The sequence below is a fragment of the Actinopolyspora mortivallis genome (genome assembly GCF_003001495.1).
GTDB lineage: Bacteria > Actinomycetota > Actinomycetes > Mycobacteriales > Pseudonocardiaceae > Actinopolyspora > Actinopolyspora mortivallis_A.
Genome location: NZ_PVSR01000059.1, coordinates 1 through 14,182, shown reverse-complemented (window position 1 = coordinate 14,182; position 14,182 = coordinate 1). Strand labels below are relative to the sequence as shown.

The window sequence follows — 14,182 nt, the reverse complement described above, 5'->3', positions numbered from 1 at the left end:
GTCCGTGGCCGGTTCCCGGGAGTTCCGTCGAATTCCGCGTACGGTGTTCGTTCGGACACCGTCCGAGAATGTTCCCCCTTTTCCCCGAGCGCGCGGGAATCCCGGAGTTCTGTCGGACGCTCGGCGGAAGCCGATTCGTGGAGGAATCTCCCCCGAATGCCGCCTTGCCGTCCGTCGAATTCCATGATCGACTTGTGTTCGAGTGGATTGTCGGGACGAGACCGGAGTTTCGGAGGGAACCGGTTCCGGTGGCAGGAGCGAGATGGTGATTACTGGGGGATTCGGTAGGTCGATCGCGGCGGACCTGGAGGAGGTCGGCCGGATGGATCGTGCTGAGCGCGCGCGGGTGCTGCGGGACTTACGCAGGAACCATCCGCTTTACCGCACGTTGTCCACCAGGGTGGCTCTGGCACGGGCCACGGGGTTCACCTCCGGTCTGGCGTTGGCCGTGGCCGTCGTGCTGCTGGTGCAGGGAGCCGGTCTGCTCTGGGTTTCCGGCTTCGTACTGGCCGGGCTGTTCGGGTTCGCCTATGTGGTGATTCGTCTCACCGACAGCCGTTTCGATCTGTTACTCGCCGTGCTCGGGGCGCAACACCGTGTGGAATCCTCGTCGGGGGAGGGTGACGGTTCCGTCGAACGGGACGTCCGCGAGATTCCCGATGGCAGGAGCGCTCGGGAGTCCGCCTAGAACGACAACAGTGGGAAGTTCCCCCCGAACGGTCACCTTTTTCCGTTTCGCGGAAAGTCAGTGCTGTACGGTTATGGACAGCGCCTGCGCGATTTCCGATCCGAGGAAATGGGTTTCGGTCTCCTCTGCCTCGCCCACGCGGACAACCAGGGGGCCTCCGAACGGTTTGCGTTCGACGACCTCGATGCGGCTGCCCAGCGTCAGGGCGTGCTCGGTGAGGTAGCGGAGCAGGTCGGAGTCCGTGTCCCAGACCCTGGCTATGGTTCCGACCGTTCCGGGTTCGAGCTGGTCGAGCAGTTTGGTGGTCGGCTTCTCCACCACCCCGTCCGCCGTGGGGATCGGGTCGCCGTGCGGGTCGTGGGTGGGGTGGCCGAGTTTGCTGGCTATGTGCTCGATGAGTTCGTCGGAGACGGCGTGCTCCAACGCGTCGGCCTCCTGGTGCACCTCGTCCCAGGTGTAGTCGAGGACCTCGACGAGGAACTGCTCCAGCAGCCGGTGCCGGCGCAGCACGTCGCAGGCGAGTCTGCGCCCCTGTTCGGTCAGCTCGACACTGCGGTACCGCTCGTGGGTGACCAGGCCCAGTTGCGCGAGTTTGGTGATCATGCTCGACACCGAGGAGGGGCTCAGCCCGAGGCGGTTGGTCAGCGTCGTGTTGGTGACCGCCGCGCCGCGTTCGCTGAGTCCGTAGATCGTCCGTACGTAGTCCTCCACGGAAGCCGAGTGGCGCTCGACCGTGCCAGTCATGACTTCACCATAAGAGGTCGCCGCCCGTGCGTCCCTCACCCGTAGGCCGAATCCCACGCTCGGTCCGCCGAGCCGCCCGGTGACTGTGGTCGTTGCCGCCCCGTCGGGGGTGGTGCGCGTGCGGCCGCTGCGTTTCCCCCGGTGAGTCCGTGGGACAATGGTGACGTTATGAGTTCGAAGTCCCTTCCTCTCGTCTTCGATGCCCCGAAGCGGGGCATGCCCCCCAGGCATCTCGCCGACCTCTCCGGGGAGCAGCGCCGTGCGGCCGTCGCGGAACTGGGGGAGAAGCCGTTCCGCGCGCGTCAGCTCGCGCAGCACTATTTCGGCAGACTCACCTCCGACGTGGAGAGCATGAGCGATGTGCCCGCCGCGAGCAGACAGCGGCTGGGCCAGGAGCTGTTGCCCACGCTGCTGACGACGGTGCACAACCTCGACACCGACGAGGGGTGGACCCGCAAGACGCTCTGGCGGGCCCATGACGGCACCACGCTCGAAAGCGTGCTCATGCGTTATCCGGACCGCGCCACCGTGTGCGTTTCCAGTCAGGCGGGCTGCGGGATGGCCTGCCCCTTCTGTGCCACCGGGCAGGGAGGGCTGCAACGTAACCTCTCGACCGCCGAGATCGTCGACCAGGTGCGGCTGTCGGCGGCGATGATGCGGGACGGGGACCTTCCCGGCGGGCCGGGCAGGCTGTCCAACGTCGTCTTCATGGGCATGGGTGAGCCGCTGGCCAACTATCGGAGGGTCATGGAGGCGGTGCATCGCATCTGCGATCCCGCCCCGGAGGGACTCGGGCTCGCGCAACGTTCGGTCACCGTCTCCACGGTCGGACTGGCTCCGGCGATCCGGCGAATGACCGAGGAGGGGCTGCAGGTGACGCTCGCGGTCTCGCTGCACGCGCCGGACGACGAGTTGCGCGACACCCTGGTTCCGGTCAACAACCGCTGGAAGGTGGAGGAGGTGCTCGACGCGGCCCGGGGCTACGCCGAGCACACCGGCAGGCGTGTCTCCGTGGAGTACGCGTTGATCCGGGAGATGAACGACCACCCGTGGCGCGCCGACCTGCTCGGGAAGCTGCTGCACAGGCGACTCGGCAAGTTCGCGCACGTGAACGTCATCCCGTTGAACCCCACTCCGGGCAGCAAGTGGGACGCCAGTCCGAAGCCCGTGGAGCGGGAGTTCGTGCGGAGGGTGCGCGAGGCCGGGGTCTCCTGCACCGTGCGTGACACCCGTGGTCAGGAGATCGCGGCCGCCTGCGGACAGCTGGCCGCAGAGAACGGTTGACGGGGCAGGGCTCGGGACGACACCGTGTCGTCCCGAGCTCCACGACCGTCTCGCGCGGAGAGGTTCACCGCCGCCAGGAGTGCCTGCGCCTGTGCAGGTCGTAGAGCAGCCCGACCGCCATCACGGCGGCGATGGCGATCAGCCAGATGTCGGCACTGATGAACTCGCCTCCGCCGCTGAGTATTCCCTGGTGATTGCCGATGAGCATCATCACCATCGCGAACGTGCTGAACCAGCCGGCGATCTGGATGCCCTTCGGGAACGAACCGTGCCAGCCCCATTCGACCGACGGTTCCTCGGCGGGGTCGACTGCCTGGGTCGGCGCCTGTTCGTGATGGGTCCTGTCCAGTTCCGTGCTTGCCACGTTCCCTCCTGTGCCCGGGCGCGGATTCGGGTGAAACCGCGGACGCCGATTCCTTAGCACCGGGCGACGTGTGCGGGCCCGCCGCCGGCCGAGCAGGCCGCGCAGCACGCGAAGCCGCCGATGCGTGCCCATCCTCGCACACCGGGGCGAGGCGGCGGGCCGGACCGTTGGCGCCGTGCGCGGGCGGAACCCGGTGTGCCGGGACACGGGCCGACTCGGCCACGGATCCGTGCCGGGAGGGTGTGGGTAATAATGAGCACGATGGTCTCCGCCCAACCCGGTTCGAACAGGCAGGAAAACGACTCCGACTCGCCGCGTACGGTGACCCTGCTGGGGTCGACCGGCTCGATCGGAACCCAGGCCCTGGAGGTGATCCGCGCTGCTCCGGGACGGTTCCGGGTGCTCGGGATCGCCGCCGGGGGCAACGATCCCGGCGCGTTGGCCGCCCAGGCCCTCGAGTTCGGGGTCGAGGCGGTGGCCGTGGCGCGGGCAACGGCGGTGGAGGACGTGCAGCTCGCCCTGTACGCCGAGGCACAACGCCGCGGTTACGCGCGGGGCGAGTTCCGTGTGCCGCGGTTGTTCGCGGGCCCGGAGGCCGCCGCCGAGTTGGTGCGCCATACCGAGGCCCAGGTGGTGCTCAACGGTATGGACGGTTCCCGGGGGCTGCGCCCCACCCTGGCCGCCCTGGAGTCGGGGGCCCGGTTGGCGCTCGCGAACAAGGAGTCGTTGATCGCGGGCGGGCCGTTGGTGCTGCGCGCGGCCCGGCCGGGGCAGATCACCCCGGTGGACTCGGAGCACTCCGCCCTGGCGCAGTGCCTGCGCGCGGGAACGGCCGAGGAGGTGCGCCGGCTGGTCCTGACGGCCTCGGGAGGGCCGTTCCGGGGGTGGTCCCCGGAGAGTCTGCACGAGGTCACCGTCGACCAGGCCATGGCCCATCCCACCTGGTCGATGGGTACGGTGGTCACCATCAACTCGGCTACGATGGTGAACAAGAGTCTCGAACTGATCGAGGCACACCTGCTGTTCGGGGTGGACTACGACCGCATCGACGTGGTCGTGCATCCGCAGTCGATCGTGCACTCGATGGTCACCTATCAGGACGGGGCGACCATCGCCCAGGCCAGCCCGCCGGACATGCGGCTGCCGATCGCCCTGGGGCTGGGATGGCCCGAACGGGTGGAGGGGGTCGCCCCGCGGCTCACCTTCGACCAGGCCGCCTGCTGGACCTTCGAGCCGTTGGACGATGTGGCGTTCCCCGCGGTCGGCCTGGCCCGTCACGCCGGAAAGGAGGGCGGGTGCCTGCCGGCCGTATACAATGCGGCGAACGAGGAGGCGGTACAGGCGTTCGTCGCGGGCGACAGCCGTTTCACCAGTATCGTGCGAACCGTGGAGGCGGTGTTGGCCGAGGCCGACGCGTGGCGCGCCGATCCCACCAGCGTTGACGAGGTGTTCGAAGCCGAGGAGTGGGCCCGTGGCCGGGCTCGCGAACTCGCCGGTATGGAAAGAGCGCATTGATGCTTGTCGTGCTCGGCATCCTGATCTTCTTCCTCGGACTGCTGTTCTCGATCGCTTGGCACGAGCTCGGCCACCTGGCCACGGCGAAGATGTTCGGTGTCAAGGTGACGCAGTACATGGTCGGTTTCGGCCGGACGATCTTCTCCAGGAAGAGGGGGGAGACCGAGTACGGGGTCAAGGCGGTCCCCTTCGGCGGTTACATCCGGATGATCGGGATGTTCCCGCCCAAGAAGGAGGAGGAGTACGGCAGGACCGCGTCCTCGGCTCCCTGGCGTGCCATGGTCGAGGACGCACGTCAGGCCGTGGCCGAGGAGGTGCGCCCCGAGGACTCGCATCGGCAGTTCTACCAACGCAGCCCCTGGAAGCGGATCATCGTCATGGCCGCGGGTCCGTTCATGAACCTGATCCTGGCGGTCGGGATCTTCGCGACCGTGTTGATGACCTACGGGGTGGCCCAGCCGACCACCACGGTCTCCTCGGTCAGTCAGTGCGTGGTGGCCGCAGACGAGCAGGTCCGGGAGTGTCCGGAGGACGCCCCGCGGTCCCCGGCCGCCGAGGCGGGATTCCGCCCCGGGGACAGGATTGTGCGTTTCGACGGTGAGCGGGTCGGCTCCTGGCAGGAGCTGCGGAGATCGATCCGGGACTCTTCGGGCACCGTGAGCGTGCTCGTGGAGCGGGACGACCGGACGGTCACCCTGAAACCGGAACTGATCCAGAACACTCAGCCGAGGCTCGGGGACCGGGAGGGCTACGTCGAGGTCGGTTTCCTCGGGGTCACGCCGAACGAACATCTGGTCCGGCAGACTCCCGGCGAGGTGGCGGCCCGGATCGGGTCCATGATCGGTATGACGGCGCAGAAGGTCGTGGAGCTTCCCAGCAAGGTTCCGGACCTGGTCGCCGCGATCGGCGGTCAGGAACGTTCCGCCGACTCGCCGGTCGGGGTGGTCGGAGCCAGCCGTCTCGGCGGTGAGGTGCTCTCCTACGACAAGTTCTCGGTCGGGGCGCGGCTGATCGCCATGGTGCAGTTGCTCGCCGCCGTGAACCTCTCGTTGTTCCTGATCAACATGTTGCCGATCCTGCCGCTGGACGGTGGGCACATAGCCGGTGCGCTCTGGGAGTCGTTGCGGCGCAAGGTCGCCAGGCTGACGCGTCGTCCCGATCCCGGCCCCTTCGACACGGCGAAACTGATGCCGCTTGCCTACGGGGTCACCCTGGTCTTCATCGCCTACTCCCTGTTGGTGCTGGTCGCCGACATCGTGAATCCGGTCACCCTGACCTGAGCTCCTCGGGGTGCCCGTCGTGTTCCCCGTTCCGGGAGGAAGGCGGCCCGCGCGTGGCGCGGGAAGGCCGTGGGGAGGGGCTGGTTCCCGTCCTGAGCGCCGGGGCGGCTGCCGGTATCGTGGTCGGCGGACCGGGGTCGCCGGGGTTTCCGGGTACGTCCCGTCAGACAGCGGAACCGACAATTCAATCCGCATTTCGACAGTGGAGAGGACGCGATGACCGTCGATCTGGGTATGCCCGCCGCGCCCGAACCGGTGCTCGCCGAGCGGCGCAAGACCCGGCAGTTGCAGGTCGGATCGGTCGGTGTGGGCAGTGACCACCCGATTTCGGTTCAGACGATGACCACCACGAACACGACGGACATCAACGGCACGCTGCAGCAGATCGCCGAGCTGACCGCCTCGGGCTGTGACATCGTGCGGGTGGCGTGTCCGAGTGCCGATGATGCCGAGGCGTTGCCGATCATCGCCCAGAAGTCCCAGATACCGGTCATCGCCGACATCCATTTCCAACCCAAGTACGTCTTCGCCGCCATCGAGGCAGGTTGTGCCGGGGTGCGGGTCAACCCGGGCAACATCCGCAAGTTCGACGACAAGGTCAAGGAGATCGCCAAGGCGGCCAAGGACACCGGAACTCCCATCCGCATCGGGGTCAACGCCGGTTCGTTGGATCCGCGGATGATGGAGAAGTACGGCAAGGCCGTTCCCGAGGCCCTGGCCGAGTCGGCGTTGTGGGAGGCCGGGCTGTTCGCCGAGCACGACTTCCACGACGTCAAGATCTCGGTGAAGCACCACGATCCCGTGGTGATGGTGCGGGCCTACGAGATCCTCGCCGAGCGGTGTGACTATCCGCTGCACCTCGGGGTCACCGAGGCCGGGCCCGCCTTCCAGGGGACGGTCAAGTCGGCGGTGGCCTTCGGTGCACTGCTGCGGCAGGGGATCGGGGACACGATCAGGGTGTCGCTGTCGGCTCCTCCCGTGGAGGAGATCAAGGTGGGCACGCAGATCCTGCAGTCGTTGAACCTGCGCCCGCGCAAGCTGGAGATCGTGTCCTGCCCCTCCTGTGGTCGTGCCCAGGTCGACGTCTACAAGTTGGCCGACGAGGTGACCGCGGGTCTGGAGGGCATGGAGGTGCCGCTGCGGGTGGCCGTGATGGGCTGCGTGGTCAACGGGCCGGGTGAGGCCAGGGAGGCCGACCTGGGAGTGGCCTCCGGCAACGGCAAGGGACAGATCTTCGTCAAGGGAGAGGTCATCAAGACCGTTCCCGAGAGTCAGATCGTGGAGACCCTCATCGAGGAGGCCGGTCGTATCGCCGAGGAGATGGAGGGCGAGGTCTCCGGGGAGCCCACTGTCACGGTGAGCTGAGGAGCCATCGAGTCGCCCGAACGGGTGATCACCGGTGCGGGATGCCTCACGTCGTCCCGGTGTCGTGCGGCGGCGACCAAGGGGGTCTGGCAAGCTTGGGCCGTGCTCAAGCTCGCGGGCGCGCGACTGTTGCAGGGACGGGACGTGGACAACGTCCGCACGTTGCTGGAAACGGATCCGGTGGCGGCCTGTATGGTGCTGTCCCGGATCGAGGCCGCTCGGGTGAACCCGACCTACCTGGGTGGTGAGCTGTGGGGCTACGGTGACGGTCCGGAGGGAGTCTGCTACTCGGGACCGAACCTTATTCCGCTCCGCGGTGGTCGTGACGCCATGCGCGCCTTCGCCGACCGGGCACGGCGGCGAGGGCGCGTGTCCTCCTCCCTGGTCGGGCCCGCCGAACAGGTGATGTCCCTGTGGGAGGAACTGGCCGCTCACTGGGGGCCGGCGCGGGAGGTACGTGCCGAGCAACCCCTGCTGGTGCTGACCGAAGTCCCCGAGCGGTGGCCGGATCCGGCGGTGCGCCGGGTCCGCTCCTGCGAACTGGACCACTACCTTCCGGCGGCCGTGGCCATGTTCCGGGAGGAAGTGGGGGTGGACCCGCTCGGTGGGACGGGAGCGGGCAACTACCGGGCCCGGATCGCCGACCTGATAGCCGGGGGTCGTGCCTTCGCCCGTTTCGAGGACGGACAGGTCGTGTTCAAGGCCGAGATCGGCGCGCTCTCCAGCACGGTGGGCCAGATCCAGGGGGTCTGGGTGCATCCCCGGTGGCGCGGAAACGGGCTCGGCGCCGCGGGAACCGCCGCCGTGGCGGACCATCTGGTACGTCACATGGGGCGTGTGGCCAGTCTGTACGTCAACGACTACAACACACCCGCGCGCAGGGCCTACGAGCGCATAGGTTTCCGCCGCGGTGGGACGTTCAGCACCGTGCTGTTGTGATCCTCCCCTCGGGGCGCGCCGACCGGGTGCTCGCCCGGAGCGCCGGAGGGAGGGACACGGGGCAGAATCGTGTCCATGACGGCAACCATGCTCGCCGGGCGTCTGAACGTCGACACGGCTCGATTCGCCCTCGAAGAGATTCCCGTCCCCGAACCCGGACACGGCGAGGTCCGCATCAGAGTGCGCGCGGCCGGGGTGTGCCTGTCCGACGTGCATCTGGTCGACGGAAGCCTGCGACCACGCTTCCTGGAGGAAAGCACGGTGACGCTCGGGCACGAGGTCGCCGGGGAGATCGACGCGTTGGGGCCCGGAGTGCCGGAGGACTGGAAACCGGGCGCGCGCGTGCTGTTGCAGGCGGGAGAACGCTGTGGGCGGTGTGCCCGCTGCGTGCGCTACACCGAACCCTGCCTGAGCACGCGGACGCGCGGGGTGGACTACGACGGAGGATGGGCGGAGTACGCGCTGGCCACCCACCACACCCTGGTGTCCGTCCCCGACGAGCTGCCCCTCGAACAGGCGGCGATCGTTCCGGACGCGGTGTCGACCCCCTGGGCGGCCCTGGTCAGCACGGCGGACGTGCGTCCCGCCCAGCCGGTCGGAGTGTGGGGAGTCGGCGGGCTCGGGGCCCACGGAATCCAGCTGCTGCGTCTGATCGGGGCGGCGCCGATCGTGGCCGTCGACCCCCTGGAGTCGGCACGCGCGCGTGCGCTCGACTTCGGGGCCGACGCGGTGTTCGATCCGGGCGATCCGGAGCTGCCCAGGCGGGTCGGGGCAGCCACGGGAGGACGCGGTCTGGACGCGGCCTTCGACTTCGCCGGGGTGCCGGCCGTGCGGGAACAGGCCGCCGAGTGCCTCGCTCCGCAGGGAAAACTGACTCTGGTGGGGCTGACTCCCGAACCGCTGACGATCACCAACGGTGTTCGTTTCTCCTTCGCCAAGCAGCAGGTTCTGGGACACTACGGCTCGTCCCCCGCCCACGTGGAGCAACTCGTGGAACTGACCCGACACCGTCGACTGGAGCTCTCCCGTTCCGTCAGTGACACGATGCCGTTGAGCGAGGCCGGTGCGGCGGTCGAACGGCTGCAACGGGGTGGTGACACCCCGATCAGGCTCGTGCTCACCCCCTGAGCGCCCACCGGCGTCCGCCGTACGGGACGGCCCGGCGGACCTCGGGAGCCGTTCCTCCCGGGCTGTGATTCCCGGCACAGGATTCCGCTGGCACCGTCGTGTCGTCCCAGATCAGCGGAGTGCCGAGCGGGAGGGGGGCGACGGGGACGAGCCCGGTGTGCAAGCGGTGGATCACGGCCGCGATGTCGTTCGGCATACTGCCGGTGTGTCTACAGCTCGATCCGTCAGCCTCCTGGCCGGTCTGCTTCTCGTCGTCCCCCTCGCCTCCTGCGGGGTGTTCGACTCGGGCCCCTCGGCCGAGGACACCGCCGAGTCGTATGTGAACGCCTTCGCCGCGGGGAAGAACACGGAGGCGGCCCGGTGGACGGACCAACCCGATACGGCCCGGAAGTTCCTGGCACGAACCAGGAAGAACCTCTCCCCGGAGGGAGCCAGCGCTTCGGTGACGGAGGTCAGCACAGGTGAGTCCGGTTCCTCGGCCGAGGCGACCTTCGACATGTCCTGGGACTTCGGTTCCGGTCGCGTGTGGGAGTACGAGGGCGAGCTGCGGCTGCGCCGACAGGACGACACCTGGAAGGTGCGGTGGCAACCCTCGGTGGTGCATCCCGAGCTGCAGGCGCGGCAGAGCTTGCACTACGAACTCGATCCCGCCACCCCCGCTCCGATCCTCGGACGGGACGGCACCCGGATGATGGGCCCCGAGCGGCTGGTTCGGGTCACCCTGGTTCCCGGGCAGACCGACGAGCTCGCTTCCGTGGCCGGATCCCTGGCCGAGGGACTGCGGCCCGTGGCACCGACGGTCACCGAGCAGGGCATCCTGTCCGGTGCCCGGGAGGTGGAGGAGAACCGGGCTTACACGGTGGTCACACTGCGCTGGGCGGACTACCAGCGCGTGAAACCGGACATCTACGAGCTGCCCGGTGTGCGTTTCCCGGACAGTACAGAGTTGGTCGCCTCCGAGAAGGACTACGGATCCCAGGTGCTGCCCGCCATAGCGGAGGCGAGGAAGGACCGGCTCAACGGAAAGGCCGGTTGGCGGGTGTTCACCAGGAACGCCTCGGGCGCGGAGGTCGAGACGCTGCACCGTGTCCGTCCCGAACCGACCGAAGCGCTCACCACCACGTTGAGTGATCGGGTGCAGCGTGCCGCCGAGCGGGCGATCGACCCGGTCGACAAGGCCGGAATGATCGTGGCGATGCGTCCCTCCGACGGGGAGATACTCGCCGTGGCCCAGAACGCCGCCGCCGACGACAAGGGCTCGCTCGCGTTGACCGGGCGCTATCCTCCCGGCTCGACGTTCAAGACGGCCACCGCGCTCGCGGCCCTGGAACGCGACAGGGCCGGCATCGACGACGTCGTCGCCTGTCCCGCGGAGAAGACGTTCGACGGCAAGACGCTGCCCAACTCGCACCACTTCGACCTCGGGCGAGTGTCGCTGCGGAAGGCGTTCGCCGAGTCCTGCAACACCACGTTCGCCCAGCTGGCCTCGGACATGCCGGCCCGGGCGTTGCCCGAGGCGGCCGAGAAGCTGGGGCTCGGGGCGGACTTCGTCATCCCCGGGATCACGACGGTCACCGGGGAGGTCCCGGCCTCCGAGGACGAGGTGACCCGAGCCGTCAACGGCATCGGCCAGGGGAAGGTGCTCGCCAGCCCGTTCGGCATGGCGCTGGCCTGTGCCACCGTGGCCAACGGGGAGATGCCCACGCCGACGTTGATCGAGGGAGCCGAGACCGAGGTCAACAGGGCCGCGGAACAGGCGCCTTCCGAGGGGGCGCTGCGTCAGTTGCGAGCGATGATGCGGGAGGTGGTCCTTTCCGGGACGGCCACCGAGCTTTCCGGGCTGGGGGAGGTCCACGGCAAGACGGGGACGGCACAGTTCGGTGACGGTGACCGGGCTCACGGCTGGTTCGCCGGATATCGGGGTGACCTCTCCTTCGCCGTGCTGCTCACCGACGCCGGCAGCTCCGAGCGTGCGGTGTCCGTGACACGGGACTTTCTGCAGCGTGTGTCCTGAGCCGGTGTGTTAGCTTGTCGCACACCTCGTTCGGGTGTGCACACCGTGTTGTCGTCGACGGGAGAGCACGTGATCTACTTCGATTCCTCGGCGTTGAGGAAGCTGATCGCGGCGGAGCCGGAGAGTCCGGCGCTGAGCAGGTGGGTCCGCAACAACTGGGAACAGCCCCGAGCGACGAGTGCCGTGTCCAGGGTGGAGATCGTGCGCGGTTTTCGGACCGCCGGGCCCGCGGCCGAGGATCTGGCCTCGATCGTGGTCTCCAAGATCGACCAGTTGCCCGTCGGCGAGGAGGTGCTGGACATGGCCAGCACCCTGGACTCCCCGCTGAGTCACACGGACGCCATTCATCTGGCATCGGCCTGCCGCGCGGCGGGGGGAGTGCGCGCCTTCGTCTCCTACGAACCGACCGTGTTGCGGGCTGCCAGGCGTGCCGGCTTGGTCACCGTCTCCCCCGGCAGCTATTCCGACGGGATCGTCGAGGAGAGCTTCTGAGGCAGGGGACGAGCGTGGGACCTGCGGTCGGGAATTGGTCGTTGCGGGGGTTGTGCGCCCCTGCCTGCGGCTTCGTCCGGTGACGACGTTCTAGAGTGAGGGTATGCCGGTACGAAGCCCGTTGCAGCCAGGACAGCAGACCCCGCGCCGTCCGGTCCCTCCGACCATCGAGCGGCCCGAGTACGTGGACAAGCCCGCTCCGCGCCCCAACACCGATCCGGACGTGCAACCCCCGGAAGTGATCGACGCCATGCGCGTGGCGGGAAAGCTGGCCGCGCAGGCCCTGGAGGAGGCGGGCAAGGTCATCCGGCCGGGGATCACCACCGACCACATCGACGCGGTGGTGCACGAGTTCTTCGTGGACAACGGGGTCTATCCCTCAACGCTCGGTTACCGGGGCTTTCCCAAGTCGTGCTGCACCTCGCTGAACGAGGTGATCTGCCACGGTATCCCGGACTCCACCGTGATCGAGGACGGTGACATCGTCAACGTCGACGTGACCGGGTACGTCCACGGCGTGCACGGGGACAACAACGCCACCTTCCTGGCCGGGGAGGTGTCCGAGGAGGCCCGGCTGCTGGTCGAACGCACCCACGAGGCGACGATGCGGGCCATCCGAGCGGCCCAACCGGGGCGGCAGCTCAACGTGATCGGACGGGTCATCGAGTCCTACGCCAAGCGTTTCGGCTACGGCGTGGTGCGGGACTTCACCGGACACGGCATCGGTCGTTCCTTCCACAGTGGCCTGGTGGTGCTGCACTACGACGACCCCTCGGTGCAGACTCTCATCGAGCCGGGGATGACGTTCACCATCGAACCGATGATCACCCTGGGCACACACGAGTACGACGTGTGGGAGGACGGCTGGACCGTCACGACCAGGGACAAGAGCTGGACCGCCCAGTTCGAGCACACCATTCTGATCACCGAGGACGGCAACGAGATCCTCACGCGTCCCTGAGTGCCCCGGCCGTCCCGTCCGGCTGTGTGCCATCCCCGGTGTGAGTGACGGCACTGCCCGGGCGGGGCGGCCCCGGTGCCGCACGGCCGTGGGGTATGAAAGCGGACGTGCATTCGCTGCTGGTTGCCGGGACGACGTCGGACGCGGGCAAGAGTGTGCTGGTGGCGGCGCTCTGTCGCTGGCTGGCCCGTCGGGGAGCCCGTGTGGCCCCGTTCAAGGCCCAGAACATGTCCAACAACTCCGTGGTCACGGCCTCCGGTGGGGAGATAGGTCGGGCCCAGGCCGTGCAGGCGGCCGCGGCCGGGGTGGAACCGGACGTACGGTTCAACCCGGTCCTGCTCAAACCGGGCAGCGACCGCAGCTCGCAGGTCGTGGTGCTGGGGCGGGTGGACGGGACGACGACCGCCCTGTCGTACCGGCAGCGCAAGGCGGAACTGCTGCACACGGTCACCGAGACCCTGGACGGACTGCGTGCCGAGTACGACTACGTGATCTGTGAGGGGGCCGGTTCTCCGGCCGAGATCAACCTGCGTGAGCACGACATCGCCAACATGGGGTTGGCGCGGGCCGCCGGGTTGCCCGTTCTGGTGGTGGGCGACATAGACCGGGGTGGGGTCTTCGCCCAGTTCTTCGGGACGCTGGCCCTGCTGGACCCGGCGGACCAGGCCCTGGTCTCCGGTTTCGTGGTGAACAAGTTCCGGGGTGAGCGGGAACTGCTCTCCCCCGGCCTGGAGCGACTGCGACAGCTGACCGGCAGACGCGTCCACGGGGTGCTGCCGTGGGACGAGGAGCTGTGGCTGGACGCGGAGGACTCGTTGTCGTACGTGGCCGACGGGGTGGTGGGCCGTCCCGCTCCGCCGCGGGGAAGCCAGTGGCTGCGCGTGGCCGTTCCCCGGCTGCCGCGGATCTCCAACGCCACCGACGTGGAGGCGTTGGCCGCCGAGCCGGGCGTCTCGGTCCGGTTCGTCACGGAACCCTCCCGGCTGACGGACACGGATCTGGTGGTGCTGCCCGGTTCCAAGTCCACCGTCGCCGACCTGGAGTGGTTGCGGGAGACCGGGCTGGCCGAGGCGGTACTGGCCCACGCCGCCTCGGGACGGCCGGTGGTGGGGATCTGCGGTGGTTACCAGATGCTGGCCGGTCGTATCGTCGATCACGTCGAGTCCGCCGGTGGTGAGGTGCGGGGGTTGGGGCTGCTGGACTTCGACGTCGAGTTCGCCGCCGAGAAGACCCTCGGCAACCCGGTGGGGACCGCCCTGGAGCATCCGGTGACCGGCTACGAGATCCACCACGGGCGGGTGCGGCGCCGGGGGGACGTTCCCGCTCTCGTCCGTTCCGCGCAGGACGAACCCGAGGGGGCGTTGCAGGGTTCCGTGGCCGGAACGCACTGGCACGGGCTGTTCGAGAA

The 14,182-nt window shown here is 68.6% G+C and carries 13 protein-coding genes; 11 read left to right on the top strand and 2 right to left on the bottom strand.

The features are described from left to right. The first annotated feature begins 262 nt into the window (after nt 1-262). Complete coding sequence (locus CEP50_RS18975; RefSeq protein ID WP_258175425.1) at nt 263-688, top strand: hypothetical protein; 426 nt, start codon at nt 263-265, stop codon at nt 686-688. 57 nt (nt 689-745) lie between these two features. Here the strand turns inward: CEP50_RS18975 and CEP50_RS18970 are convergent, their stop codons facing one another. After that, nucleotides 746-1,432, bottom strand: a complete 687-nt coding sequence (locus tag CEP50_RS18970; RefSeq protein ID WP_106115284.1) for a metal-dependent transcriptional regulator — start codon at nt 1,430-1,432, stop codon at nt 746-748. 168 nt (nt 1,433-1,600) lie between these two features. Between CEP50_RS18970 and rlmN the strand changes: the two genes are divergently transcribed. Continuing rightward, nucleotides 1,601-2,716 carry a 23S rRNA (adenine(2503)-C(2))-methyltransferase RlmN gene (rlmN, locus tag CEP50_RS18965; RefSeq protein ID WP_106115283.1) on the top strand — a complete coding sequence of 372 codons (1,116 nt, stop codon included), beginning with the start codon at nt 1,601-1,603 and terminating at the stop codon, nt 2,714-2,716. Nucleotides 2,717-2,780: 64 nt separating this feature from the next. Here the strand turns inward: rlmN and CEP50_RS18960 are convergent, their stop codons facing one another. Beyond that, nucleotides 2,781-3,080: a DUF2631 domain-containing protein gene (locus tag CEP50_RS18960; RefSeq protein WP_019854844.1), complete on the bottom strand. Its 300-nt coding sequence runs from the start codon at nt 3,078-3,080 to the stop codon at nt 2,781-2,783. A gap of 252 nt (nt 3,081-3,332) precedes the next feature. Between CEP50_RS18960 and dxr the strand changes: the two genes are divergently transcribed. The 9 genes from dxr to CEP50_RS18910 all read left to right on the top strand — a co-directional run. Continuing rightward, the gene (dxr, locus tag CEP50_RS18955; protein WP_106115282.1) at nt 3,333-4,595 is read left to right on the top strand and encodes a 1-deoxy-D-xylulose-5-phosphate reductoisomerase; all 1,263 of its coding nucleotides are present in this window, start codon (nt 3,333-3,335) and stop codon (nt 4,593-4,595) included. Further along, nucleotides 4,595-5,875, top strand: coding sequence for a M50 family metallopeptidase (locus CEP50_RS18950; protein ID WP_106115281.1), 1,281 nt, complete (start codon nt 4,595-4,597; stop codon nt 5,873-5,875). The genes dxr and CEP50_RS18950 overlap by 1 nt, the downstream gene beginning before the upstream one ends. Nucleotides 5,876-6,091: 216 nt before the next feature. Continuing rightward, the gene (ispG, locus tag CEP50_RS18945) at nt 6,092-7,240 is read left to right on the top strand and encodes a flavodoxin-dependent (E)-4-hydroxy-3-methylbut-2-enyl-diphosphate synthase (RefSeq protein ID WP_106115280.1); all 1,149 of its coding nucleotides are present in this window, start codon (nt 6,092-6,094) and stop codon (nt 7,238-7,240) included. Nucleotides 7,241-7,342: 102 nt separating this feature from the next. Next, on the top strand, nt 7,343-8,179 hold the full coding sequence (locus tag CEP50_RS18940; protein WP_106115279.1) for a GNAT family N-acetyltransferase: 837 nt from the start codon (nt 7,343-7,345) through the stop codon (nt 8,177-8,179). Between the two features lie 75 nt (nt 8,180-8,254). Then, the gene (locus CEP50_RS18935; RefSeq protein WP_106115278.1) at nt 8,255-9,307 is read left to right on the top strand and encodes a zinc-binding dehydrogenase; all 1,053 of its coding nucleotides are present in this window, start codon (nt 8,255-8,257) and stop codon (nt 9,305-9,307) included. A gap of 205 nt (nt 9,308-9,512) precedes the next feature. Further along, entirely contained in the window at nt 9,513-11,321 is a 1,809-nt protein-coding gene (locus CEP50_RS18925) for a penicillin-binding transpeptidase domain-containing protein (RefSeq protein ID WP_181188460.1), read from the top strand. Nucleotides 11,322-11,390: 69 nt separating this feature from the next. Further along, nucleotides 11,391-11,813 (top strand): type II toxin-antitoxin system VapC family toxin, encoded by a 423-nt coding sequence (locus CEP50_RS18920; protein WP_106115275.1) that lies wholly within the window; start codon nt 11,391-11,393, stop codon nt 11,811-11,813. A gap of 103 nt (nt 11,814-11,916) precedes the next feature. Further along, nucleotides 11,917-12,774 (top strand): type I methionyl aminopeptidase, encoded by an 858-nt coding sequence (gene map, locus CEP50_RS18915; RefSeq protein WP_026449120.1) that lies wholly within the window; start codon nt 11,917-11,919, stop codon nt 12,772-12,774. Between the two features lie 107 nt (nt 12,775-12,881). Then, on the top strand, nt 12,882-14,182 hold a 1,301-nt coding region (locus CEP50_RS18910; protein WP_106115286.1), incomplete at its 3' end, for a cobyric acid synthase.